Origin of the sequence: Aliamphritea hakodatensis (assembly GCF_024347195.1) — a bacterium.
GTDB classification, from domain to species: Bacteria; Pseudomonadota; Gammaproteobacteria; order Pseudomonadales; family Balneatricaceae; genus Amphritea; species Amphritea hakodatensis.
Genome location: NZ_AP025281.1, coordinates 2,209,255 through 2,230,654 on the forward strand (window position 1 = coordinate 2,209,255; position 21,400 = coordinate 2,230,654).

At 52.1% G+C, this 21,400-nt stretch carries 21 protein-coding genes; 11 read left to right on the forward strand and 10 right to left on the reverse strand.

Going from position 1 to position 21,400, the window contains the following annotated elements:
* The first annotated feature begins 49 nt into the window (after positions 1-49).
* The 3 genes from nosR to PCI15_RS10105 all read left to right on the forward strand — a co-directional run bounded on the left by nosR (position 50) and on the right by PCI15_RS10105 (position 3,981).
* Positions 50-1,327, forward strand: a complete 1,278-nt coding sequence (nosR, locus tag PCI15_RS10095) for a response regulator c-di-GMP phosphodiesterase, NosR family (protein ID WP_271274206.1) — start codon at positions 50-52, stop codon at positions 1,325-1,327.
* Between the two features lie 80 nt (positions 1,328-1,407).
* Complete coding sequence (locus PCI15_RS10100; protein WP_271274207.1) at positions 1,408-2,226, forward strand: phosphate/phosphite/phosphonate ABC transporter substrate-binding protein; 819 nt, start codon at positions 1,408-1,410, stop codon at positions 2,224-2,226.
* 30 nt (positions 2,227-2,256) lie between these two features.
* Entirely contained in the window at positions 2,257-3,981 is a 1,725-nt protein-coding gene (locus PCI15_RS10105; protein ID WP_271274208.1) for a sensor histidine kinase, read from the forward strand.
* A 244-nt stretch (positions 3,982-4,225) separates the two neighbouring features.
* Here the strand turns inward: PCI15_RS10105 and PCI15_RS10110 are convergent, their stop codons facing one another.
* On the reverse strand, positions 4,226-4,588 hold the full coding sequence (locus PCI15_RS10110; RefSeq protein WP_271274209.1) for a winged helix-turn-helix transcriptional regulator: 363 nt from the start codon (positions 4,586-4,588) through the stop codon (positions 4,226-4,228).
* Between the two features lie 169 nt (positions 4,589-4,757).
* Here PCI15_RS10110 and PCI15_RS10115 point away from each other — a divergent pair, with 169 nt between their 5' ends.
* From PCI15_RS10115 to PCI15_RS10130, 4 genes are all read left to right on the forward strand, one after another.
* Positions 4,758-5,168: a GFA family protein gene (locus tag PCI15_RS10115; protein WP_271274210.1), complete on the forward strand. Its 411-nt coding sequence runs from the start codon at positions 4,758-4,760 to the stop codon at positions 5,166-5,168.
* A gap of 118 nt (positions 5,169-5,286) precedes the next feature.
* Positions 5,287-6,327, forward strand: coding sequence for a PLP-dependent cysteine synthase family protein (locus tag PCI15_RS10120; RefSeq protein ID WP_271274211.1), 1,041 nt, complete (start codon positions 5,287-5,289; stop codon positions 6,325-6,327).
* A gap of 109 nt (positions 6,328-6,436) precedes the next feature.
* Positions 6,437-7,858, forward strand: coding sequence for a mannose-1-phosphate guanylyltransferase/mannose-6-phosphate isomerase (locus PCI15_RS10125; RefSeq protein WP_271274212.1), 1,422 nt, complete (start codon positions 6,437-6,439; stop codon positions 7,856-7,858).
* An 81-nt stretch (positions 7,859-7,939) separates the two neighbouring features.
* Positions 7,940-8,842, forward strand: a complete 903-nt coding sequence (locus PCI15_RS10130) for an MBL fold metallo-hydrolase (protein WP_271274213.1) — start codon at positions 7,940-7,942, stop codon at positions 8,840-8,842.
* A gap of 75 nt (positions 8,843-8,917) precedes the next feature.
* Here PCI15_RS10130 and PCI15_RS10135 read toward each other — a convergent pair whose 3' ends face one another.
* Positions 8,918-9,331: a VOC family protein gene (locus PCI15_RS10135; RefSeq protein WP_271274214.1), complete on the reverse strand. Its 414-nt coding sequence runs from the start codon at positions 9,329-9,331 to the stop codon at positions 8,918-8,920.
* Positions 9,324-10,571, reverse strand: a complete 1,248-nt coding sequence (locus PCI15_RS10140) for a cation:proton antiporter (protein WP_271274215.1) — start codon at positions 10,569-10,571, stop codon at positions 9,324-9,326. Before PCI15_RS10140 ends, PCI15_RS10135 begins: the two co-directional genes overlap by 8 nt.
* Before the next feature lie 365 nt (positions 10,572-10,936).
* Here PCI15_RS10140 and PCI15_RS10145 point away from each other — a divergent pair, with 365 nt between their 5' ends.
* The 4 genes from PCI15_RS10145 to PCI15_RS10160 all read left to right on the forward strand — a co-directional run bounded on the left by PCI15_RS10145 (position 10,937) and on the right by PCI15_RS10160 (position 13,102).
* Positions 10,937-11,329, forward strand: a complete 393-nt coding sequence (locus PCI15_RS10145; RefSeq protein ID WP_271274216.1) for a hypothetical protein — start codon at positions 10,937-10,939, stop codon at positions 11,327-11,329.
* A gap of 156 nt (positions 11,330-11,485) precedes the next feature.
* Positions 11,486-12,028: a hypothetical protein gene (locus PCI15_RS10150; protein ID WP_271274217.1), complete on the forward strand. Its 543-nt coding sequence runs from the start codon at positions 11,486-11,488 to the stop codon at positions 12,026-12,028.
* A 288-nt stretch (positions 12,029-12,316) separates the two neighbouring features.
* Positions 12,317-12,676: a hypothetical protein gene (locus PCI15_RS10155; protein WP_271274218.1), complete on the forward strand. Its 360-nt coding sequence runs from the start codon at positions 12,317-12,319 to the stop codon at positions 12,674-12,676.
* A 105-nt stretch (positions 12,677-12,781) separates the two neighbouring features.
* Entirely contained in the window at positions 12,782-13,102 is a 321-nt protein-coding gene (locus tag PCI15_RS10160) for a hypothetical protein (protein WP_271274219.1), read from the forward strand.
* Between the two features lie 184 nt (positions 13,103-13,286).
* On the opposite strand, the gene PCI15_RS10165 is transcribed toward PCI15_RS10160, so the two are convergent.
* The 7 genes from PCI15_RS10165 to PCI15_RS10195 form a co-directional block, all read right to left on the reverse strand.
* Positions 13,287-14,264 carry an isopenicillin N synthase family dioxygenase gene (locus PCI15_RS10165; protein ID WP_271274220.1) on the reverse strand — a complete coding sequence of 326 codons (978 nt, stop codon included), beginning with the start codon at positions 14,262-14,264 and terminating at the stop codon, positions 13,287-13,289.
* A gap of 105 nt (positions 14,265-14,369) precedes the next feature.
* On the reverse strand, positions 14,370-15,362 hold the full coding sequence (locus tag PCI15_RS10170) for a GlxA family transcriptional regulator (protein WP_271274221.1): 993 nt from the start codon (positions 15,360-15,362) through the stop codon (positions 14,370-14,372).
* A gap of 58 nt (positions 15,363-15,420) precedes the next feature.
* Positions 15,421-16,752 carry an MmgE/PrpD family protein gene (locus PCI15_RS10175; RefSeq protein ID WP_271274222.1) on the reverse strand — a complete coding sequence of 444 codons (1,332 nt, stop codon included), beginning with the start codon at positions 16,750-16,752 and terminating at the stop codon, positions 15,421-15,423.
* 66 nt (positions 16,753-16,818) lie between these two features.
* On the reverse strand, positions 16,819-17,841 hold the full coding sequence (gene proX, locus PCI15_RS10180) for a glycine betaine/L-proline ABC transporter substrate-binding protein ProX (RefSeq protein ID WP_271274223.1): 1,023 nt from the start codon (positions 17,839-17,841) through the stop codon (positions 16,819-16,821).
* Positions 17,842-17,902: 61 nt separating this feature from the next.
* Positions 17,903-18,838, reverse strand: coding sequence for a glycine betaine/L-proline ABC transporter permease ProW (gene proW, locus PCI15_RS10185; RefSeq protein ID WP_271274224.1), 936 nt, complete (start codon positions 18,836-18,838; stop codon positions 17,903-17,905).
* Between the two features lie 52 nt (positions 18,839-18,890).
* Positions 18,891-20,069 (reverse strand): glycine betaine/L-proline ABC transporter ATP-binding protein ProV, encoded by a 1,179-nt coding sequence (gene proV / locus PCI15_RS10190; RefSeq protein ID WP_271274225.1) that lies wholly within the window; start codon positions 20,067-20,069, stop codon positions 18,891-18,893.
* A 409-nt stretch (positions 20,070-20,478) separates the two neighbouring features.
* Positions 20,479-21,378: a DMT family transporter gene (locus PCI15_RS10195; protein ID WP_271274226.1), complete on the reverse strand. Its 900-nt coding sequence runs from the start codon at positions 21,376-21,378 to the stop codon at positions 20,479-20,481.
* Positions 21,379-21,400: the final 22 nt, after the last annotated feature.

The window sequence follows — 21,400 nt, forward strand, 5'->3', positions numbered from 1 at the left end:
TGAAAGCCGTTTCCGGTGCCGGGCATGTTAACTAAAGGATGCAAAGTGTATGGAGTTTCCTGAGCGCAGCTTATTGCTGGTTGATGATGAAGCATCAGTGCTGAATGCACTGAAGCGGATTTTGCGCCGGACAAAGTGCACGGTGCACACCGCGGAGTCCGGCCACGCCGGGCTGGCGGTGCTTGAAGAACATCCGGTGGATCTGGTGATCAGTGATATGCGCATGCCGGAAATGGGTGGCGAGGAATTTCTGGCCATTGTGGCGGAACGCTGGCCGGACACTGAACGCATCGTAATGAGCGGCTATTCCGATACCCAGGCCACCATTGATGCCATTAATAAAGGCAAGATCAGCCGTTTCATGACCAAACCCTGGAAAGACGATGAAGTTCTGAGTGTCGTCGCGAAAGGCTTTGAGCTGACCGAACTGCGCCAACGGGCTGACAAGCTGGAAGCGGTTAAAGAACAGAAAACCCGGGAACTGGCCCAGCTGAATAAAACCCTCGAACACAAGGTTGAACAGCGCACCCGGCAATTGCGGGACAGCCACCAGAGCTTACAGAACAGTTACCGCGCGGTGGTACGGATGTTCTCCTCCCTGACGGCCCGGCGGATGGGGCAGGACAGCCGTTATAACCAGAACCTCAATAAACTGCTGCTGTTAATGGCGGACCGGCTCAATATTACCGGGGCCGACCTCAAGCAGCTGTTTTACGCCTGGCAGCTACGCAATATCGGCAAACTGAGTTTCGACGATGAACTGCTGAAACCTTCCTATGTGGACCTGAACGCTGAACAGCAGCGCCGTTTTCAGCGGCATCCGGTGCTTGCCAATGCCTCCATGGTGCTGGTGAAACCCCTGCATGCCGCCGGGCAAATCGTGTTACAGCATAAAGAATATCTGGATGGCAGCGGTTATCCCAATGGCCTGACAGCAGAACATATCAGCCGCAATGCACAGGTGCTGGCGGTACTGAATGACTTTGTTGAACTGATCAACGGCCGTTATCAGCCAAGGCCGTACAGCTCAGAGGAAGCGCTGCAGTTTATCCGTGAATTTGAAGGTCAGCGTTACGATACCCATCTGATCGAAACCCTTGCCGGTGCAGTCGCGACCCTGGCAAAAGAAGGCGAAGCCATTCAGGACGAGCGGATTCTCAGCCACGGCATGAAGCCGGGTATGTCCCTGACCCGGGATCTGCTCAGCGAGCAGGGGGTGCTGTTACTCAGTGCCGGCGCGAAGCTGGATCAGGATACGATTAACCGGTTAACCGAAATGGAAGAAAATCTGGGGGAACAGCTGGAGATATATGTTGACGCCAGTTAACGGTGGCAGCAGGCAGTAGACGTCGCCGGCGGATACACAGGGTACCGGCCGGTGAACAAGGATACATTTCAAGGAGCAGCATGATGAAGAAGTTACACAGTTTACTCATTGCCGGCGGTTTATTACTCAGCCTGGGCGCCCAGGCGGATACCTTTACCTTTGGCATCGTACCTCAGCAATCTGCAAAGAAACTTGCCAAACTCTGGACCCCGGTAACTGCTTACCTGAGTGAGAAGACCGGCCATGACATTAAGTTCACCACCGCCAAAAATATCCCGACCTTTGAAAAACGGCTGCAAAAAGGTGAATACGATATTGCCTATATGAACCCGTATCACTTTACGGTGTTTAACCAGAAACCGGGTTATAAAGCGATTGCCCGGCAGAAGAACAAGCGCATCAAAGGCATTATGGTGGTACGTAAAGACAGCAGCTATGCCGACCTGCAGGGGCTGGACGGTTCCAAGCTGGCGTTCCCGTCTCCGGCTGCCTTTGCGGCCAGTGTGGTGCCCCGGGCGAACCTGACCCAGAAAGGCATCGAGTTTGATCCCAAATATGTATCTTCCCACGATTCGGTGTATCTGAATGTTGCTAAGGGCATTTTCCCGGCCGGTGGCGGCGTTATCCGTACCTTTAACAACACCGATCCGGCGGTCCGTGAACAGCTGAAAGTGCTCTGGACCACCGACGGTTACACCCCTCACGCAGTTGCTGTAGGCCCGAACGTCAGCACTGATGCGGCTGCCAAATTACAGCAGGCGCTGGTGGACATGGCGGCAGACCCTAAAGGGGCTGAGCTGCTGAAGAAGATTAACTTCAAAGCATTCACCCCGGCCAGCGATAAGGACTGGGACGACGTTCGCGGGCTGAACATCACGCTGCTTGATCACATGCTGTAACCGGCAGGCTGAGGAACAGAAGCAGCAGTTATGTCTATTCGGCTGAAGACCATCCTTGGGGTGGCGCTGATTGAGGGTTCATTACTGATCGTCCTGCTGGTGACGATGATGAACTTCATGCGTGATTCGAACTACGAAGCACTGGTGAAGCGCGCCCAGACCACCGCGACCCTGTTCGCCACCACCACCAAGGATGCTGTGCTTTCCTATGATCTGGCCTCGCTGGAAACCTTTACCGATGAAATGCTGAAAAACCCGGACCTGGTCTATGCCCGGGTGCTTTCAGCGGAAGGGGATGTGTTTGCAGAATCCGGGGATATCAGCCACCTGACGGAGCCTTTCCTGGCCGATACTGACGTCAGCCTGGTGGATGACGATGTATTTGATGTCATTGTCGATATTGAAGAAGGCGGTGAAGTCTACGGGCAGGTAGAAATCGGCATTCATATTGCCAGCATTAATCAGGCGATTAATCAGGTTTACACCTGGGGTATGACCCTGGCAACAGTAGAAATGTTGCTGGTTGCGCTGTTTTCATTCCTGCTGGGGGGCTATCTCACCGGGCAGCTCAATGTGTTGCAGCGGGCGGCAAAAGTCATCGGTAGCGGTAAGTTCAATATCAGTATTCCGGTGAAGGGCAAAGATGAAATTGCCGTGGTAGGCGAAGCCTTTAATACCATGGCTAAAAACCTCACCCAAACCAGTAAGCAACGGGACAGTTTTGAAGCTGAAATCCTCGAACTGAACCGTTCTCTGGAAGCCCGGGTACAGCAGCGGACCGAAGAGCTGCAGAAAAAACATGGCCTGCTGATAAAGGCCTTTAAATCGGTGAAAGAGACCCAGGCCAAACTGGTACAGTCTGAAAAAATGGCCGGGCTGGGTACCATGGCGGCGGGTGTGGCCCATGAAATCAATAACCCGGTTGGCTTTGTAAAAAGTAATCTGGGCAGCCTGCAGGCATACAGTAAAAACCTGACAGACTATGTGCAGCGGCTCGATGAATTGCTGAAAGAGCATGATGATATGCAGAGCCTGCAGGACGCACTGCAAAGCGCCCGTGAAGAATTTGATATTGAATACACAGCAGAAGATATTGACCCGCTGATTGTGGAATCGCTGGACGGGGTTAACCGGGTGGAAGCCATTGTCTCCGGCCTGCGCAGCTTTGCCCGGGAAGATGATGAACAGCTGGCGCCGGCAGATATTAATGACGCGCTGAAAAGTACCCTTAAAGTCGCCGCTAATCAGCTTAAATACAAATGCACGGTGCAAGAAGATTATGCCGACCTGCCAGCCCTGACCTGTAACATTGGCCGGCTGAACCAGGTGTTCATGAACCTGCTGGTGAATGCCGGGCAGGCCATAGACGAAGACGGCGAGATTTTTATAGGCACCCGGTTCATTAATAACGAGGTGATTGTCAGCATCCGGGATACCGGCTGCGGGATGTCGCCGGAGGTGCAGAAGCAACTGTTCAACCCGTTCTTTACCACAAAGGATGTCGGCTCGGGCACCGGGCTGGGGCTGTCGATCAGCCATGGCATTATTGAAGAGCACGGTGGCCGTATTCAGGTGCAGAGTGTGGAAGGCAAGGGCAGCCGCTTCATTGTGCGGTTACCGGTGCAGGGCCAGCCATCGGCTGCTACAGCGCCAGCGCAAAAAGCTAAGGTTTCGCCGACACCAAAGGCGCAGGCAGAGGCAAAATCCGAACAACTGGCATCAGATCAGCAGCCAGAAAACGGCGTGTCCGTCTAGCCGGATGATTTTTTTTGGAACTGAATTTATACCGTTATCTATGTAGGTATTGAGTCATTCAGATTGCAGTGAAATCCCAACAGTTATTCATGAAACGGGGCAGCGCACAGTGGGAAAAAGCAGATAAGACGCAGCAGCAAGGCCTGTTGTCATGCTTTGGTAAGAAGATTCCTGTGCCGGGTATGCCGTTATTCGCTTAGCAGCGTCTTGCCGTGAGTAAGACGTATAGGGGTCGCCGGCTGATTTACTGTGGTTTCATAAACCATTCCGGCGGCACCCAGGTGCCATCGATATGTGTATTTCCCCAGCGTGAGATCGCCTGCAGAACGGGCAGGGTGTCTTTGCCTTTTTGGGTCAGTAAATATTTGTAACGTTTGGGCTTTTCCCGGTAGAGCTGTTTGCTTAACAGGCCGTTGGCTTCGAGCATTTTCAGCCGCTCCGCCAGCCGGTTAGTCGGAATGCCTTCCGGTGAGCCGGCCAGCTCTGAATAAGTTTCCTTCCCACAGATTAAGTCCCGGAGGATGATCAGGGTCCATTTATCGCCGAATATGTCCAGCCCGTTGGCAATGGGGCAACCCGAACGAAGAAATTGTTTTTCAGCCGTCATTGTCTTGTCATTCAACTGTTGAGCGTAAATGGTAACCCAGTCACTTGTGATTTTGAAGTAACCTGAATAACCGGCTTGAACTGTGCTGATTCGTGGGTTAGGCTTTAGTTACTTCAAAAACGTAAGTTACATATGTGTCAGTGACACAGTTCAGTCAGGAGGGAAGGTTATGGCAACTTTAACAGGGGAGTGCCTGTGCGGCGAAATACGGTATGAGTGTACCCGGGAACCGGTTATGGCCGGCCACTGTCAGTGCAGGGATTGTCAGAAAATAAGCGGCACCGGGCATATATCAAGCATTGCCCTGCCGAAGGGAAGCCTGGACATTCAAGGGACCCTGAGTTTTCATGATAAAAAAGCGGCCAGTGGCAATATTGTCAGGCGGGGATTCTGCCCGGGTTGCGGTTGCCACATCTATGCAGAGAACAGCGGTTTTCCTCAACTGGAGTTTATCCGCGCCGGCAGCTTGCATGATCCGGAAGCGTTTAAGCCGGGTATGGTCGTCTATGCCGGCAGTGCTGCATCGTGGGATTATATTGACCCTGAACTTCCCGCATTCGAAGCGATGCCTGAGATGTGATCTGTTTCTCTGTAAGCGCCTGAGAGTGCGCACCCTGCGGTTGCGTTTCGTCTTTTACCGCGGGCCGGCGTCATAATCTGAATGAGATACGTAAACCCAACATACAAGGAATAACAGCATGAATACCTGGGTGAAAGAGGCTGTCAGCCAGATAAATGCCGATGCGCACCGCTCGGCGGATACACATCTGTTCAAACTGCCGCTGCAGTCGCTGCCCGGGGTGGATATTTACCTGAAAGACGAAAGTACTCATCCCACCGGCAGTCTGAAGCACAGGCTGGCCCGGTCGCTGTTTTTGTATGCCCTGTGTAACGGCAAGCTGAAAGAAGGCATGACCGTGGTGGAGGCATCTTCCGGCAGTACGGCGGTATCCGAAGCTTATTTTGCCCGCATGATAGGTCTGCCCTTTATTGCCGTGGTGCCGAAAAGCACAGCCCAGACAAAGATAAAGCAGATCGAGTTTTATGGCGGTAAATGTCATTTCGTCGACAAGTCATCTGAAATGCATGAGGCATCGGTGGCGCTGGCTCAATCCATTGGTGGGTATTTTATGGATCAGTTCACCTATGCCGAGCGGGCGACGGACTGGCGGGGGAACAACAACATCGCCGAAAGTATTTTCCGGCAGATGGCCTGTGAGCCTCACCCGATTCCTTCTGTGCTGGTCATGAGCGCCGGCACCGGCGGTACGTCCGCTACCCTGGGGCGTTTTATCCGTTACAAAGGGTATGACACGGAACTGACGGTAGTAGACCCGGAAAACTCCGTGTTTTACGACAGCTACCTGAGCGGCGACCGGCAGCTTACCTCCGCATCCTCCAGCCGGATTGAAGGCATTGGCCGGCCGAAGGTGGAGCATTCTTTTCAGCCGGATGTGATCGATCACATGATGAAAATCCCTGATGCCAGCAGCATTGCCACCATTCTCTGGCTGGAAAAGCTGATCGGTCGCAAGGCCGGAGCATCCACCGGCACGAACCTTTGGGGTGCATTGCAGGTGGCCGAACAGATGGTGCAAAATGGCCAGAAAGGCTCCATTGTTACCCTGCTGTGCGACAGCGGCGAGCGTTATCTTGACACCTATTACGATCCAAAGTGGGTGCAGGACAATATTGGCGATCTGAGTGAGCCTGCCGGAGCACTGGCCCGTTTCACCTAGGTTTTACCGGACGCGCTAATACATTCGGGCTGGCTGAGTGCACATTTTACTGGTTGGCGGCTGTTCTGGCTTATAGAATGGCGGCTTCCTGTACCAGATGTATTCCGTTATGAAAGCGATTATTCTTGCCGGCGGCGTCGGTGAACGCCTGTGGCCGCTGTCCCGCCCGCAACATCCCAAACAGTTTTTAAATCTGCATTCAGAACAGAGCATGTTGCAGGATACCCTTGCCCGTGTGCAGGGGCTGGACGTGTCCGGCTATACGGTTGTTGCCGCAGAAGATCATCGGTTTCTGGTGGCAGAACAGCTGCGGCAACTGGATATACAGGCGGACATTCTGCTGGAGCCGGCGGGCCGCAATACTGCCCCGGCAATTGCACTGGCGGCCCTGCAGGCCCGGCCAGATGAAGTCTTGCTGGTGTTGCCGGCAGACCACGTCATCAGTGAAGCTGAAGTGTTCCGCACGGCGGTTAAGCTGGGGCTGGAGCCGGCGGAGGCCGGCAAGCTGATGACCTTCGGCATCGTGCCGGATTCACCTGCCACGGGATATGGCTATATCCGTACCTGTGCCGACGCACAGCGCACTGAATCTGTTTTTCCCGTCGCAGAGTTCGTTGAAAAACCGGATATTGCCCGGGCAAAGGCGTATCTTGCCAGCGGCGAATATCTGTGGAACAGCGGTATGTTTATGTTTCGGGCAGACCGTTTCCTGAATGTTCTTGCGCACTACCGGCCGGATATTATGGCCGCCTGCCGTGACGCTTTACGGGGTCGCCGGGAAGATCTGGATTTTCAGCGCATTGATATCGAAGCCTTTACCGCTTGCCCGGCGGAGTCGGTGGATTATGCCGTCATGGAGCCCCTGTGCGCAGATGATCCTGACGCAGTGGCCGTGATTCCGCTGGAGGCTGGCTGGAATGATCTGGGCAGCTGGCCGGCGCTGGCCGGCGAACTGGAAACGGATCAGCAGGGCAACCGGACCGAAGGTACCGTGCTGGCATTTAACAGCCGCAACTGCCAGATTCACAGCCAGTCCCGGCCGGTGGCAACCTTAGGGTTGGAGAATCTGCTGATCGTTGATACGCAGGATGCACTGCTGGTGGCCGACCGTGATCAGAGTGAATCTATGAAAGCGCTGCTGGCAAAAGTAAAAGCCGACAGCCGCTTCAGCGATGTGCCCCATGGCACGGTGCACCGTCCCTGGGGTAAGTACCGCTGTATCGATATGGGTAATGGCTATCAGGTAAAACGGATTACGGTAAACCCCGGTGGCCGCTTAAGCCTGCAAAAGCACCAGCAGCGGGCGGAACACTGGGTGGTGGTGTCCGGCATTGCTGAGGTGACTAAGGGGGAGCAGTGTTTTCTGCTGGAAAAGAACCAGTCCACCTATATTCCCATTGGCGGTGTTCACAGCCTGGCGAATCCCGGAAAAATGCCGCTGGAACTGATCGAGGTGCAGTCCGGTGAGTATCTCGGTGAAGATGATATTGAACGGCTTGAAGATGTATATGGTCGCAGTAAAGGTGGCTGAACAGGCGGTCTGACTGAAATCCTGGACTAAGCTGTAAGCCTGATACCTTTTTTCTGAGCAGGAATTCCGGGAGACACAGGCATGATCAAACGATTTCTTCAAGCAACATCACTCTGTTTGCTGACCCAGGCAGGCATGGTGATGGCAGACAATCATGAGCGGTTTAAAGACGTTAAGATTGCGTCTGCCCAGGTCAGTGAAGGCCTGTATATGCTCACCGGTGCCGGCGGGAATATGGCGGTATCCATCGGCAAGAACGGCACCTATCTGGTGGATGATCAGTTCGCGCCGCTTTCAGAGCGCATTCTTACCGCGATTAAAGACCTCGGCGGCGATGTACCAAAATTCCTGCTCAACACACACTGGCACGGTGACCATACCGGCGGTAATGAAAACTTCGGTAAGCAGGGCAGTATCATCGTTGCTCACGATAACGTGCGCGAACGCATGTCGTCCAATCAGTTCATCAAGGCCTTTAACCGCAAGGTTGAGCCCGCTCCGGAAGCTGCACTGCCGGTGATCACCTTCGGTGAAGGGGTGAACTTCCACTGGAACGGCGATGTACTGCGGGTACGGCACCAGCCAAACGCCCATACGGATACCGACAGCTTCGTGCAGTTTAAGGCCGCCAACGTAATTCACACCGGCGATCTGTACTTTGCCGGCATGTATCCCTTTATTGATGCCAGCAGCGGCGGCTCCATTACCGGGGTCATTGCTGCGGCTGATCAGATTCTGGAAGTGGCCGACGTGAATACCAAAATTATTCCCGGCCACGGCAAACTGTCGAACAAGGCAGAACTGGCCGAATACCGCGACATGCTGAAGCTGGTGGAAAGCCGTATCAGCAAGATGATCGCCGAAGGGAAAACCCGCCTGCAGATCGTCGAAGCCAAACCCACGGCGGATCTGGATGAAAAATGGGGTGGCGGATTCATGAAACCCGATAAGTGGGTCAGTATCGTCTATGACGGTTTGAACTGAGAAATAATCTGAAAGGCACCTAACGGGTGCCTTTTTTGTTTGGCAGCCTTTATTTCAGGGCCTTTATTTGGAGGCTTAGGCAAACATCTCCCGTTCATCGCTGAAACTCTTGAACTCCAGCGGGTTACCGCTGAAATCCAGCACGAACATGGTGGCCTGCTGGCCCGGCTGACCGGCATAACGCTGTACCGGTTTAACAATGAACTCCACACCGGCGGCTTCCAGCCGTTGCCGGGTATCCTCAGACTCTGACGGGCTGAGTACCGCGCCAAAATGCGGAATCGGCACCTCAATGTCATCTACCTTGCCACAGTAATCAAGTGCTTCGGGCATCTCGGCCACATGGGCGGATAACTGATTGCCCCAGAAATCAAAATCAACCCAGGTGTCAGTTGAGCGGCCTTCTTCGCAGCCGAGAATATCAATATAGAAACGGCGGGTACTGGCGAGATCTTTCACTTTAAAGGCGTAATGGAAGATGTTAGCCATGGGGTGTCCTTTTTTTAGATTCAGGTGGCTTGCTAAGGATTTTTTTAACCAGCCACGGATTCGTTGTGGCCTGTACCAGCAGGGTAAACAGTACCACACCAAAACCGATTGACTGAATCGTCCACCAGTAGGGCAACTCGGTGGGCAGGGATAATACCAGCGCAATGGTGACCGCACCGCGCAGACCGCCCCAGATCATAATCGGCGGGTAGCGGCTGTCGGTGGGTTGCCCGACAGTAACCCCGTTCAGCCAGACTGACACATACACTGCCACGGTGCGGGCCAGCGTTGCAGCTATGATCGCCAGCACAATGGCAATCCAGCGTTCGGTGAACATCTCAACGGTAATCACAAGCCCCAGTAAAACAAACACAAAGACGTTGGCAATAAAGCCAAGAGACTCCCATACGTGATGCACCTGATGCTCCAGCTCTGCCAATTGCCCGGCGGCGACTTTCTTAAACACAATCGCCGCGAACAGCACCGCAACAATGCCGGACACATGCAGAAAATGCTCGCCGATATAAAAACTGCCGTAGGAAAGCACGATGGTCACCAGAATCAGCCCCGGCAGGGTAACGGAGAAAATGTGCAGGGTAAGGGCGAACAGGTAGCCCATCACCACGCCGACAGCGACCCCGCCGAAGAAGATCTTCATGAACTGAATCACACCATCCGTCACATCCGCCTCAACGGTGCCCAACCCTATGCCCACCAGAATTGTGAACAGGGCAATGGCCGTGGCATCGTTAAACAGGCTTTCACCTTCAATGAGCACATTCAGTTCCGCCGGGGCATTCAGAGCTTTTAGCTGGGCTACAACGGCCACCGGGTCAGTGGCTGAAATCACTGCACCGGTGATCAGCGCCGCGATGAAGGGAAACCCCGGGTGACCTATGCCATAGAAGATAAACACGGCGGTTGCCACGGTAGACACCAACAGGCCAATGGTGGCCAGCGTCAGTACATTGGGCATAAACCGGAACAGAAGTTTTGAATCCAGCGAGAACGCCGCTTCAAAAATCAGCACCGGCAACAGCACAAACAGCATCAGATCCTGAAAATTGCTGGCCCGGATACCACTGTCCCAGCCAAAGGCTTCGACTGACAGCGCCAGAAGGAAACCCAGCCCCACCAGAATAAGCGAATATGGAATATTCACCAGTCGGGTAATGAACAGCCCTATAATCCCGGTGGCCGCAAATATCAGCAGTACAGCAATGATGTCAGTGACTGGCATGTTCAGCTCCTGAAGCACGTGAGTACATTTCATTCTAGCTGTACTACGGGAAGAACGCTGTGATGCCTATACATCATTTTCTTATTTAATAATAAGTTATGAGCCTTGATTGAGATTGTTGACACATTTTTTTCGTGCTGCTACTTTCGTCTGAGCCTTTTCAGACCGGAGATAGATGGGAGGTATAGGAAAGGCAAATCATCAATTAGTGTGATGCCTGAGGACGATGATGATATAAAGAATGTATTGCAGGCCAGTACTGATAATGAGTATCGGTTGCCTGCAGATTACAAAAAATGGAAATTTTTGCCGCAGCATACGGTAGCAGCCGTATCTGCAGGAACATACAGGGATAGATATCAGGGATGAACTCAGTCGCCGCTGAATCACTCGGTTCAGATATACATCAAGAAACACAAAGCCTGCTCAGTGCTTTGCAAATTCTCTGTCAGATTCTTCAGCTGACGGATGATCCTCATACCTTTGAGCGTTCTGCTCAATCAGCACTGTCTGAAGCGCCTGAGAAAGCCTTTACTTCGTTAGGCGAGCGGGTCTTCAGGTTCTCCTGCAGCCTGCGCCAGCGCATCGCCATCGCCGGAGCTCTGGTGGCCGACCCGAAAATCTTCGTATTCGACGAAACGACCTCCGCACTGGATTACGAAGCCGAACAAACAACCTTAAAAAAAACTGCTAGAAATCGTAAAAGGAAGAACCGTCATTATGATCGCCCACCGGCTGAACTGTATGCCGCTATGTGACCGGGTGGTGGTAATGGAGTATGGAGAAATAATAGAAGCTGGACGTCACGATGATTTGGTCCAGAGTGATGGGCAGTATAAAGAGATTTGGACAGTGTAGAGTAAATAGAACAGGCTTTTGTTATGAGATTCTTAAAATAAACGTTTGGGGGGGATATGATTGTATGTAGAAAGTATATTGTTTTTATCGGTGTTTTGGTTATTATTTTATTTGGTTTGTTTTTATTTCGTAAAAATATAATAAGCTATTATCAATTTAGTTCTTATTGTGGATATGATTTTGGCTTTCATGTTTATGAGAAAGTTGAAGTAGATAGCGTATGGCGAGCAAATGATTATTTTAATGCAGCCCTTGTAGCTCAGTTTGAACAGGTTAAGTCTGCGAGATATAAAAAATCAAATGGTGATGTGTTTGAGGTAAAATATGTCGAAGGGGATAAAAAGAATATTATGTCATACTCTAATTTACTATCTGGCTCACTAGAAGAGTCAGAGTATGAACAAGTTAGTGAATCGGAGTTTATTGGTAAGTATAAGGAGATAAAGAAAATAAAATTTAAGTTTATACGGCTGAATGATGGTTTCTTGATGTCTGAATATATTGATTATAAGACAGATTTTATAGGAGATGATTCTGTTTCATACTATTGTAATTCAGATATTGGTTATTTTTATAAAAATATATATAAGATTTTTTAAATTTTAATCTTATCATAAGGTTTATACATATCATTGATAAATGCACAGATAGGTTTGGTTTATGATTTGTATGGAAAAGTGAATAGGATTATTTAAATGTTTGATATAATAGATAAGTCTGCCCTTTTTTAGTAAGAGAGTTAGCGAGAATAAAATTGCTCACAGGGAGTGATTACTAAAAAATAAAATGAGGTAAGATAAAGAGAGTTAATATAAGTAAGGGAATATAGGGCAGTCAGTTAAGTATTAAATTAATTATTAGCCTTTGTTATTTGCTAGGATATTAAAATGGAAGAACTATATCAGCATTACATTGTTTTCAATATAAGAGATTTAGCAGGTTATCTTTATGGGAGTTTTTTTGCACCTGTATATGCTATTGGAGCAGGGGTTTATTTTTATAATCAAAAAAAGATTGATTATATAACTTGCGCGTCTTTAGTTTTTATTATAGTTCCATTAGTTCTATCTTTTGGGTATCTGCGCTTTAATTTTAATAGCTTTTTTATGTTCTTCACCGCAACTTTTATGTTTGTTATTGTTTCCTTATTAGGCTACTTGAAATTAAAGAAAATATTGAACGTGAATGTTTATGCCTTGATTTTTATTCATCTGCTAATGCAGTCACATGCTTTAACATATAAATAGAGATTCTTTGTGAATTGAACTCCATAAATAAAAATTATTAATTTAAATCGATGTACTATGTATTTCTTATTATTTCTATCAGCTGGAATATTGTTATGTGTTTTTATGAAGGTGAGAAAGGTTTGGTATAAATCACATTTAAAGGCTATTGCTATTGTGCTTTTCGTGTCTGCAATTTTGAATTTGTGGAAATATGAGATTGCAGCTGATGATATTAAGGAGACGACTGGATGTTTAATCTCTTTGTACTCTAGTAGTGGGTTAGTTGCAAAATTTAAAAGTGGTGAAGAGGAAACTATTTATCAAAGAGAAGGGGAAACAGTTAGTCTTACAAATGAAGCGCTAAATAAATGCTATAAAATCAAATACTATACGGTTTTCTTTGCAATCAGGTACTTACACTCAATTGAGCTAATTGAAGAGTGACTGACAAGGTGACAGATTTATTTAAATGATCAAACAGTGTGGTTTTAATAAATCTGTGTCTTATTTTCATAGAAGGAATAAAATGCAAGGCTAAGGATGGTTACGTGACGCTAAGTTAGCGGATTACCCGAATAAAAAAATGCGCCCATGTGGCGCATTTTTTATGACTTTTCAGAAGTTACGGCTATTCACCCAGATGTTCGTAGCTGTCGATGAAGCGTTTGTATTTGTGCTGGCCGCAGGTGTAGGGTTGGTATTTCGCCGGGTTGCTGTCGCTCTGGCAGGTGGGCACGACGCTGACTTCAGCATCGAAATCCAGATCGATGAAGAAGGGCAGCGAGTAGCGTTCCCGGCCGCTGGTGTTGATGACCCGGTGCATGGTGGAGATGTATTTGTCGTTGGTGAAGGTTTGCACCAGATCACCGATGTTGACGATAAACGTATCTTCCACCGGAGGGGCGTCGATCCATTCTCCCTGACGGTTCTGGACCTGCAGGCCGCCGTTGTTGTCCTGGCCGAGGATGGTCAGGAAGCCGTAATCGGTGTGGGCGCCGATGCCGATTTCTTCCTGGCGGATATCACCGGATTGCGACGGGTAGTGCAGCAGCCGTTGGATGGTGATGGGATTTTGCTGCAGTTTTGCGAAGTAGTCTGCCGGCAGGTTCAGGCTGAGGGCGATAGCGCTGATCAGCTGTTCGGCCAGTTTCATCATGGCGCTGTGGTAGCGTTCGAAGGTTTCGCGGAACGCTGCCGGTGTGTCCGGCATCAGGTTCGGGCCGTGGAAGGGGGTTGTTGCCGGGCATTCGGCACCCAGGTCAAAGCATTCTTTGTGGTCTTTGGTATTTTCCGGGTCAACGTTTTCCGCATACATGGGAATGTAGCCGCGCAGGGTTTGGCCGGAGTGGCTGATGTGCAGTTTTTGTTTTTCAGCAATTGGCAGTTTGAAGAAGGCTTCAGCCTGTTCGTAGGCGGCCTGTATCAGCGCTTTGTCGACGCCATGGTTGCGAATATAGAGAAAGCCCACGTTTTCACAGATATCGCCGATCTGATTGGCAACCTGTTGCGGATCAGAGCCGTCGAGTAACGGTCCGATATCAATAATGGGAATTTCATGGAAGGAGGTTGATTTACTCGCGAGTCGGGAGTCTGTCTGCGTAGACACGTTGGCACCTGTCGGTTTTAGTTGTTATTTGAGGTGCCAGTATTGCTGTTTTATGGGGTTGGGTTATATCAAAAATGCGAAAGAGTGTCTTAGTGGTGCGAGAAATTAATCCTGACGCAGCTGTGAAGGCTGGATATCGTAAAGATCCTTAAAACATTTACCGAAATAACTCTGTGAACTGAAGCCGGTTGCCTGGGCAATGCTGGCGATGCTGAGGTTGGTTTCTTCCAGCATCCGGCGGGCATGTTGCAGCCGCAGTTTCAGGTAATAACGGTTAGGGGTGGTGTTCTGATGGCGCTGAAATACCATTTCCAGATTGCGCCGGGTGGTACCGATGCGCTGGGACAGGTCTTCGATGCTGTAGGGCTGATCGATGCTTTTTTCCATCAGTTCGATGGCGGCACCCAGACAGGGGGATTTCATGGACAGAGCAAGCATTCGCTGGCTGGCCAGCACTTCTTCACCGGAGCGTATGCGTTCCTGCTGGAACCGTTGCGCCACGTTATGGGCGAAGGTTTTGCCCTGATCCAGACCGATCAGGTAGAGCAGCATGTCCAGCGTGGCGGTGCCGCCGGCGCTGGTGAGTACATTACCATTCACGGTGTAGATGCTGTCCTGCAGGGGGATGGACGGATACAGCTCGGCAAAGGTGCTGCGGTGTTCGTGTACAAGGGTGCAGCCTTTATCCTGCAGTAATCCTGCTTTGGCGAGGACGAAGCTGCCGCCGCTCAGCGCCACGATTCGTACGCCCTTTTGGGAAAGGCGGCGTAGCTGGCTGAGCAGTTGCGGGTCTTCTATTGTAGCTGCGCCTTTATAGGCACAGATGAACACCATTTCAGCATTGTCGCAGGCGTCCAGCCCGTGGCTGACTTCAACAGGTACACCGTTGGAGCTGATGACTTTGCCCGGATGGTCGCCGTCCGTCAGGCTGCAGATCCCGTAACTGTAGATCGGCTGGTCGTCCAGACTGTTGGCAACACTCAGGGCTTCAATCGCCAGCGAGAAAGATGTCAGGGCAAAGCCGGGTAACAGAATAAAGCTGATCTGCTTTGATACCGTTGTGACGGGTTCGCCGGGATGTCTGCTCAGGGTGTTCATACTGTGTTTCGTCCTTTCCTGCTCCGGTTCGGAGCAGGCAACTGCTCAGACCGTTTTTTTAATGCATCAGTAATTCAAACAGTTCGCTGCAGGATTCCGTTTCCGGCAGTGAATCAATGGCCGTGCAGATGGCATCGCGACGGACCTCCGACAGGTTAACCCCGGCCAGTAAATCAAATTTGGCGCGGAACTCTTCCTGACTCATGGCCGTTGCCGGATCGCCTTTTGCCTGGGTGACCGGGCTGGTGAAACGGCTGCCGTCCTGCAGCTCAATGGTTACCCGGCTGAGAATTTCTTCCGGGAAGCGGGCCGACAGGTCATCTGCTTCGGTAATGTCGATTAGCTTACTGACCTTCAGGATCTGTGCATCTCTGATTGCGTCACCTGTAACCTCATTCGGACCAACTTGCCCCCGGGTAATGAGTGCCGCCAGCGGAAAGGCGAGACCGTACTGGGCTTCATCCGCATTGGCAGGAAAATGTCCCTGCAGGCGCATGGATTCATGAAAGGTTTCTACCTGAACGGCGGTGACGGTTTCACTGCTGATTTGCGGATGGTCTTTCAGCATGGCGGTTACGGCGGTCAGAGCCGGCTGCGCCCAGCGGCACACGGGCCACGGTTTGAAGTACTGGGCGTCGATTTCCCAGCGCTGGCCAAGGTCATCCCAGCAGTGTTTGATTTTATCCTGTTCAACGGTTTCGGCCGGCGCACCGGTAATGCCGGCTTCCGCCATGAACAGGGCGTTGACCCCGGCATAGGCGCCAGCACCGTGGGCATCCCGCAGCATGGAGGGGAAGTCTACTAAGCGCATCATCGGACAACGTGGCCCGAAGTATTCGGCAATGCCCAGTGCGTGCATGAACTGTTCTTCGGTCATGTTCATTAAGCGGGCACCGCCACAGACGACGCCTAACCCGGAGAATGCCCCGGAGGCATGATATTCCGCGGCGGTATCCATCAGGGCAACACCGGCCCGCAATCCGGTTTCATAGGCGAGGGTAACGGCTGCCAGAAATTCAGCGCCGGAGATGGCCTTGCCCTGTGCGTGGCAGGCATCGGCGATGGCCAGCAGGGCAGGTACCACGGTAGCACCGGCATGGCCTTTGGAGGTGAAGTGTCCTTCGTGGGCGTCCAGGCTATCGGCGGTAAATCCCCCGGCCCAGGCTGCTCCCATCGGATGTACCGCGCGGCCATCAAACAGCAACCGGCTGCTCAGGCGGGTGGCCGGATAATGGTCGGCGGCGTAATTGCGGATGTTCTGACTGGTGGTATTAGCGGTTGCCCCGGCCATAACGCCGATGATGTCCATCAGCGAGGTGGTGATCAGTTGTTGGGTGTGGGCAGGTACGTCGCTGAAGGTCAGGCTGTTAATGAAGCGGTAGAGGGACATTGTTATTCCTTGCAGATAAACAAATAAAGGCACCCGCAGGTGCCTTTGGTATTCAGGGGTATGTGATTAGTTAGCAGCCGCGCGGGCTTCAGTCAGCCAGTTGTCGTAGGTGCCGCGGTTAGCCGTGATCCATTCCTGGGCGTGACGCTTGATGTCTTCAACAGACTTCTCGCCGTCCTGCATTTTCAGGTTCTGGGCGCTTTCGTCGCTGGCGCTGATCTGTACCAGAGACAGCAGTTTGGTGGCCGCCGGGTTTTCTTCAGCAAACTCTTTGTTCACCACAGACATCACTTTGTCGACCGCAAAACCCAGGTTCTTGCCGTTGAAGCTGGTGTTAACGTCGTTGTTGCCGTCTGGCAGGTCTGTTTGCGGTACTTCCAGCCAGACCACGTCTTTGTCTTCAACCAGTACGCCGGAGATCCACTGTGGTACCCAGGTGTAGTACAGGATTGGCTTGCCTTCGTTGTAACGGGTGATGGTGTCTGCCATCAGGGCAAAGTAAGAACCGCGGTTGTGGTTAACGGTGTCGCCCAGACCATAAGCTTCGATGTGGTGGTCGATAACCAGTTCGCAGCCCCAGCCCGGGTTACAGCCGGTCAGATCCGCTTTGCCGTCGTCGTCGGCATCAAACAGCTTGGCGATTTCCGGCTTTTTCAGATCCGCCAGAGACTTGATGTTGTGCGCGTCAGCGGTTTTTTTGTCGATCAGATAACCCTGCAGTACGCCCGGAATAACGTCACCGGCCTTGACCATGGTGTCGTCACCGCCGGCCTTCTTGTAGAAGGTGTCGTGCAGCACGTCCCACAGGTGAACGGTGAAGTCTGCATCGCCATAAGACAGCGCCAGCATCATGGTGGCGTATTCGGTTTCTTTTGGCTCTTCTACTTCATAACCCAGCTCCTGCAGGCCCGCGATGGCAATTTCACCGCGGAAACGTTCTTCAGCAATACTTGGGAAAATAGGGGTGACTTCCACACCTTCGCCCGGTTTTTCAGCTGCAAGTACAGCACTGGCAGAGGTTGCCAGAGCGGCAGCGGCAGTTAACTGAATAATGCGTTTAGACAGTTCTTTGAAGCGTGATTTGATCATCGCTGGGTCCTCATTTTATTTAACAGTTTTATTGTTGTTGTAAGCGGTTGTGTTGCCGTTTTTATTTAGCCGTCAGGCTGCGGTAGCTGCGTACCAGCAGGCCTGCCGGGCCGGTTTCGTACCAGTGCATGCCGTGGCTGGCTTCTGAACGATCGCCCATGGCCTGAGTCAGGCGGTCCAGGAAGATGGCCAGTAACACCAGGCCGACACCGCCGACGGTGGCCAGGCCCATATCCAGACGGCCAATGCCGCGCAGTACCATCTGGCCGAGGCCGCCCACCGAGATCATGGAAGCGATTACCACCATCGACAGCGACAGCATCAGGGTCTGGTTAATGCCTGCCATGATGGTTGGCATAGACAGGGGTAACTGAACTTTGAACAGCATCTGGCGCGGGGTGCAGCCAAAGGCACGGGCGGCTTCGATCTTATCGGCCGGTACCTGACGGATACCCAGGTTGGTCAGGCGCACCAGCGGTGGCAGGGCAAAGACGATGGTTACCAGTACACCGGGTACGTTACCGATGCCGAACAGCATGACGACCGGTACCAGATAGACGAATGCCGGCAAGGTCTGCATGGCATCAAGACCTGGACGGACGATCTTTTCCAGCCGGTCGCTGCGGGCAGATGCAATGCCCAGCGGAATGCCGAAAATGATGCAGAAGAACAGGGACGTCAGTACCAGTGACAGGGTGGTCATGGATTCAGACCATACGCCAATCAGGCCCAGGAAAATCAGGGTGATGGCGCAGAAGAGGCCCATTTTTTTACCGGCCAGCTGCCAGCCCAGCAGGGATGACAGGATGATACCGATTAACGGGGGGATGGATTGCAGCACGTATTCGGAAAAATCCAGTACCTGATCAATCGGCCAGCGGATGGCGCGGAAGAAGCCACGGAAGTTCTGGACTAAGTAGTTCAGCAGGCTCTCGACCCACTCACCAAGGGGGATGCTGAGGAACTGAAACGGGTCTAATAAACTGAATTCAGACATGATGGTTCGGTCTCTTTTATTGTTGTATTCGGCTTAACTCAGGCTCTTTGGCTCAGGAATGGCTCAGGGTCTGCAGCAACTGGTCTTTGCTGATCACTCCGCAGAAACCGTTTGCCCGGTCGATTACCGGCACCGGGTAATCGCTGTTGGCGACTTTTTTCACCACATCTTTGAGCAGGTCATCGCTGTATACCTGATGATGGCTGTCCAGCTGTGAGGCTTGCAGCGAGGCCAGCGTGGCCGTGGAGCCGTCGGTGGCGCTTAATGGCACCACGCCCTGCAACTGGTTACCGTCATCCAGCAGGTAGCCGAAGCTGTGCAGGCTGCTGTCGAAAGGCTGCACCGTACCGTTAATGCGGATGGCACAGCCGGTATCTGCACAGGCGATATCGCCGGCTTTGAGGATCTTGGTGACATCCACGCCCTGAAAGAAGGTCTCTACGTAGTCATCTGCCGGGTTGCGCATAATCTCTTCCGGTGTGCCGATCTGCACCACCCGGCCACCTTCCATGATGGCGATCCGGTCGCCGATACGGATGGCTTCATCCAGATCGTGGGAAATAAAGATAACGGTGCGTTCCTGTTCCTTCTGCAGGCGGATAAGTTCGCCCTGCATTTCATAACGGATCAGGGGGTCGAGGGCGGAGAAGGCTTCGTCCATCAGCAGGATGGTCGGGTCGTTGGCCAGTGCGCGGGCCAGACCCACACGCTGCTGCATACCGCCAGAAAGCTGGTGCGGATAGCTGGCGCTGTGTTCACCCAGGCCAACCTGATCCAGCGCTTCCTGGGCGCGGCGGTTACGTTCTTCGGATTCGACGCCGGAAATTTCCAGCCCGAACGCGGCGTTTTCCAGCACCGACATGTGTGGCATCAGCGCGAAGGACTGAAACACCATGCTCATTTCCTGACGGCGTACGTCCAGCAAGTCTTCATCACCGAGATTGGTAATGTCTTTACCGTTCAGTTCGATGCTGCCGGCGGTGGGCTCAATCAGGCGGTTCAGCAGACGTACCATGGTGGATTTGCCCGAGCCGGAGAGGCCCATGATGACGAAAATCTCACCTTTCTTTACTGAGAAGCTGGCATCAAAGACACCGACAGTCTGGCCGGTTTTTTCAAAGATCTGATCCTTGTCTGCGCCATCGCGCAACATCTGCATCGCTTTTTCCGGCTGTTCACCGAATACCTTGTACACGTTGCGAATCGACAGGATATCTGTGTTGTCTGTCATGCTGTCCCCGTTTTTATTATTGGATTACATATGTTCAGCAGGCCTGAACCTGCTGATTCACCTTGCTGTTTGCGGGCCACTGACAACAGTTTCCAACGGGCAAGGTGTAAAGAAGTTCTGTTATTTAAATTAGAGATTTTGCAAAAAAGCGTCCAACGACATTATTTGCCTAGAAACCATAACCTGGCGTTATTGTTCATAGCCTGGCGAACGAAATGCGTCACTTAAGTAATTAAAGACTTAGGTTTGCGACAATATTTTGGTTTACGTAAGTAGACAGGAGGGAGGGTATCGGCAGGACGGATACAGGATTTCACGCCATTATCGGCGGTCTGTACAGCTCAGCTGACAGAGGAAAAGGGAAGGGCAGCCGACCGTAAACTGACTGCCCGGGAAGGTTTGGTCAGGGTTACTTACGTGCCAGCGTAATGGCAGCCGCCAGCACCAGCATACCGCCCAGCAGGGTATCGGTCGGCAGGGATTCGCCGATCATCAGCACTGCAATGCTGATCGCGACCACCGGTTCCAGCGTGGAGATGGTGGCGGCATTGGCAGCCCCTGTTTTGGGGGAGCCGCTGATAAAGCAGATTGCCGGTAACAGGGTGGCAAATGCCGCGAGGCTGACAGTCGCCAGCCAACTGGCAGTGCCGGAGGGCAGGCTGACGGGAATTCCAGTGCTCAGCAACGTGCTGCCAAGTATGGCAACGCTGAAGATCAGCGCTCCGCCCAGCATGATCACACAGCTGTCCGCCAGCGGTTGTTTACTGACCGCATTATGGCTGCCGTAAATAATCGAAGCGCCATAACTGAGGGCGGCGAACAGTGCCCAGCCAATGCCGCTGAGATCCCCCTGCAGGTCTGAACCGGCCGCCAGAACCACACCACCCAGCCCCATGACCATGCTTAACAGCCGGGATGTGCGCGGCGGATCTTTGAGAATCACCATGGCATACAGGGTGATAAAGGCCGGGAACGAAAACATCACAATCACTGCCAGGCTCACAGAGGTGCTCTGGCTGGCGGTGTAATACCCCAGTGCAGCACAACCATAGCCGATACCGATAATCAGGTACTGGCGAAATGCCTTACCTCTGGGCAGGGCGATGTTGCGCCAGCGCAGCCAGATCAGCAGCAGAGTGAAGGCAATGATGTAACGGCACAGCAGTAATCCCAGCGGAGTGGCGCCATCCCCGTAGGCCTGAAAGGCGAATAAAGGCTGCAGGCCGTAGCTGACTGCTGCGACAATCACCAGCAGGTAGCCCCGCAGATATTCGCCGGGGCTGAGCGGTGTGGGAAGTGTTGTTTGCATTGTACATCCGTTGTCTGTGGGT

Coding starts and splice junctions, on each gene's coding strand:
- PCI15_RS10110 (WP_271274209.1), bottom strand. CDS start 4,588: ATGACGGCTGAAAAACAATTTCTTCGTTCGGGTTGCCCCATTGCCAAC.
- proV (WP_271274225.1), bottom strand. CDS start 20,069: ATGACAGACAACACAGATATCCTGTCGATTCGCAACGTGTACAAGGTA.
- PCI15_RS10170 (WP_271274221.1), bottom strand. CDS start 15,362: ATGAACACCCTGAGCAGACATCCCGGCGAACCCGTCACAACGGTATCA.
- PCI15_RS10175 (WP_271274222.1), bottom strand. CDS start 16,752: ATGTCCCTCTACCGCTTCATTAACAGCCTGACCTTCAGCGACGTACCT.
- PCI15_RS10140 (WP_271274215.1), bottom strand. CDS start 10,571: ATGCCAGTCACTGACATCATTGCTGTACTGCTGATATTTGCGGCCACC.
- PCI15_RS10195 (WP_271274226.1), bottom strand. CDS start 21,378: ATGCAAACAACACTTCCCACACCGCTCAGCCCCGGCGAATATCTGCGG.
- nosR (WP_271274206.1), top strand. CDS start 50: ATGGAGTTTCCTGAGCGCAGCTTATTGCTGGTTGATGATGAAGCATCA.
- PCI15_RS10105 (WP_271274208.1), top strand. CDS start 2,257: ATGTCTATTCGGCTGAAGACCATCCTTGGGGTGGCGCTGATTGAGGGT.
- PCI15_RS10120 (WP_271274211.1), top strand. CDS start 5,287: ATGAATACCTGGGTGAAAGAGGCTGTCAGCCAGATAAATGCCGATGCG.
- PCI15_RS10155 (WP_271274218.1), top strand. CDS start 12,317: ATGGAAGAACTATATCAGCATTACATTGTTTTCAATATAAGAGATTTA.
- PCI15_RS10135 (WP_271274214.1), bottom strand. CDS start 9,331: ATGGCTAACATCTTCCATTACGCCTTTAAAGTGAAAGATCTCGCCAGT.
- PCI15_RS10115 (WP_271274210.1), top strand. CDS start 4,758: ATGGCAACTTTAACAGGGGAGTGCCTGTGCGGCGAAATACGGTATGAG.
- PCI15_RS10150 (WP_271274217.1), top strand. CDS start 11,486: ATGATTGTATGTAGAAAGTATATTGTTTTTATCGGTGTTTTGGTTATT.
- PCI15_RS10160 (WP_271274219.1), top strand. CDS start 12,782: ATGAAGGTGAGAAAGGTTTGGTATAAATCACATTTAAAGGCTATTGCT.
- proW (WP_271274224.1), bottom strand. CDS start 18,838: ATGTCTGAATTCAGTTTATTAGACCCGTTTCAGTTCCTCAGCATCCCC.
- PCI15_RS10125 (WP_271274212.1), top strand. CDS start 6,437: ATGAAAGCGATTATTCTTGCCGGCGGCGTCGGTGAACGCCTGTGGCCG.
- PCI15_RS10130 (WP_271274213.1), top strand. CDS start 7,940: ATGATCAAACGATTTCTTCAAGCAACATCACTCTGTTTGCTGACCCAG.
- PCI15_RS10145 (WP_271274216.1), top strand. CDS start 10,937: ATGAACTCAGTCGCCGCTGAATCACTCGGTTCAGATATACATCAAGAA.
- proX (WP_271274223.1), bottom strand. CDS start 17,841: ATGATCAAATCACGCTTCAAAGAACTGTCTAAACGCATTATTCAGTTA.
- PCI15_RS10100 (WP_271274207.1), top strand. CDS start 1,408: ATGATGAAGAAGTTACACAGTTTACTCATTGCCGGCGGTTTATTACTC.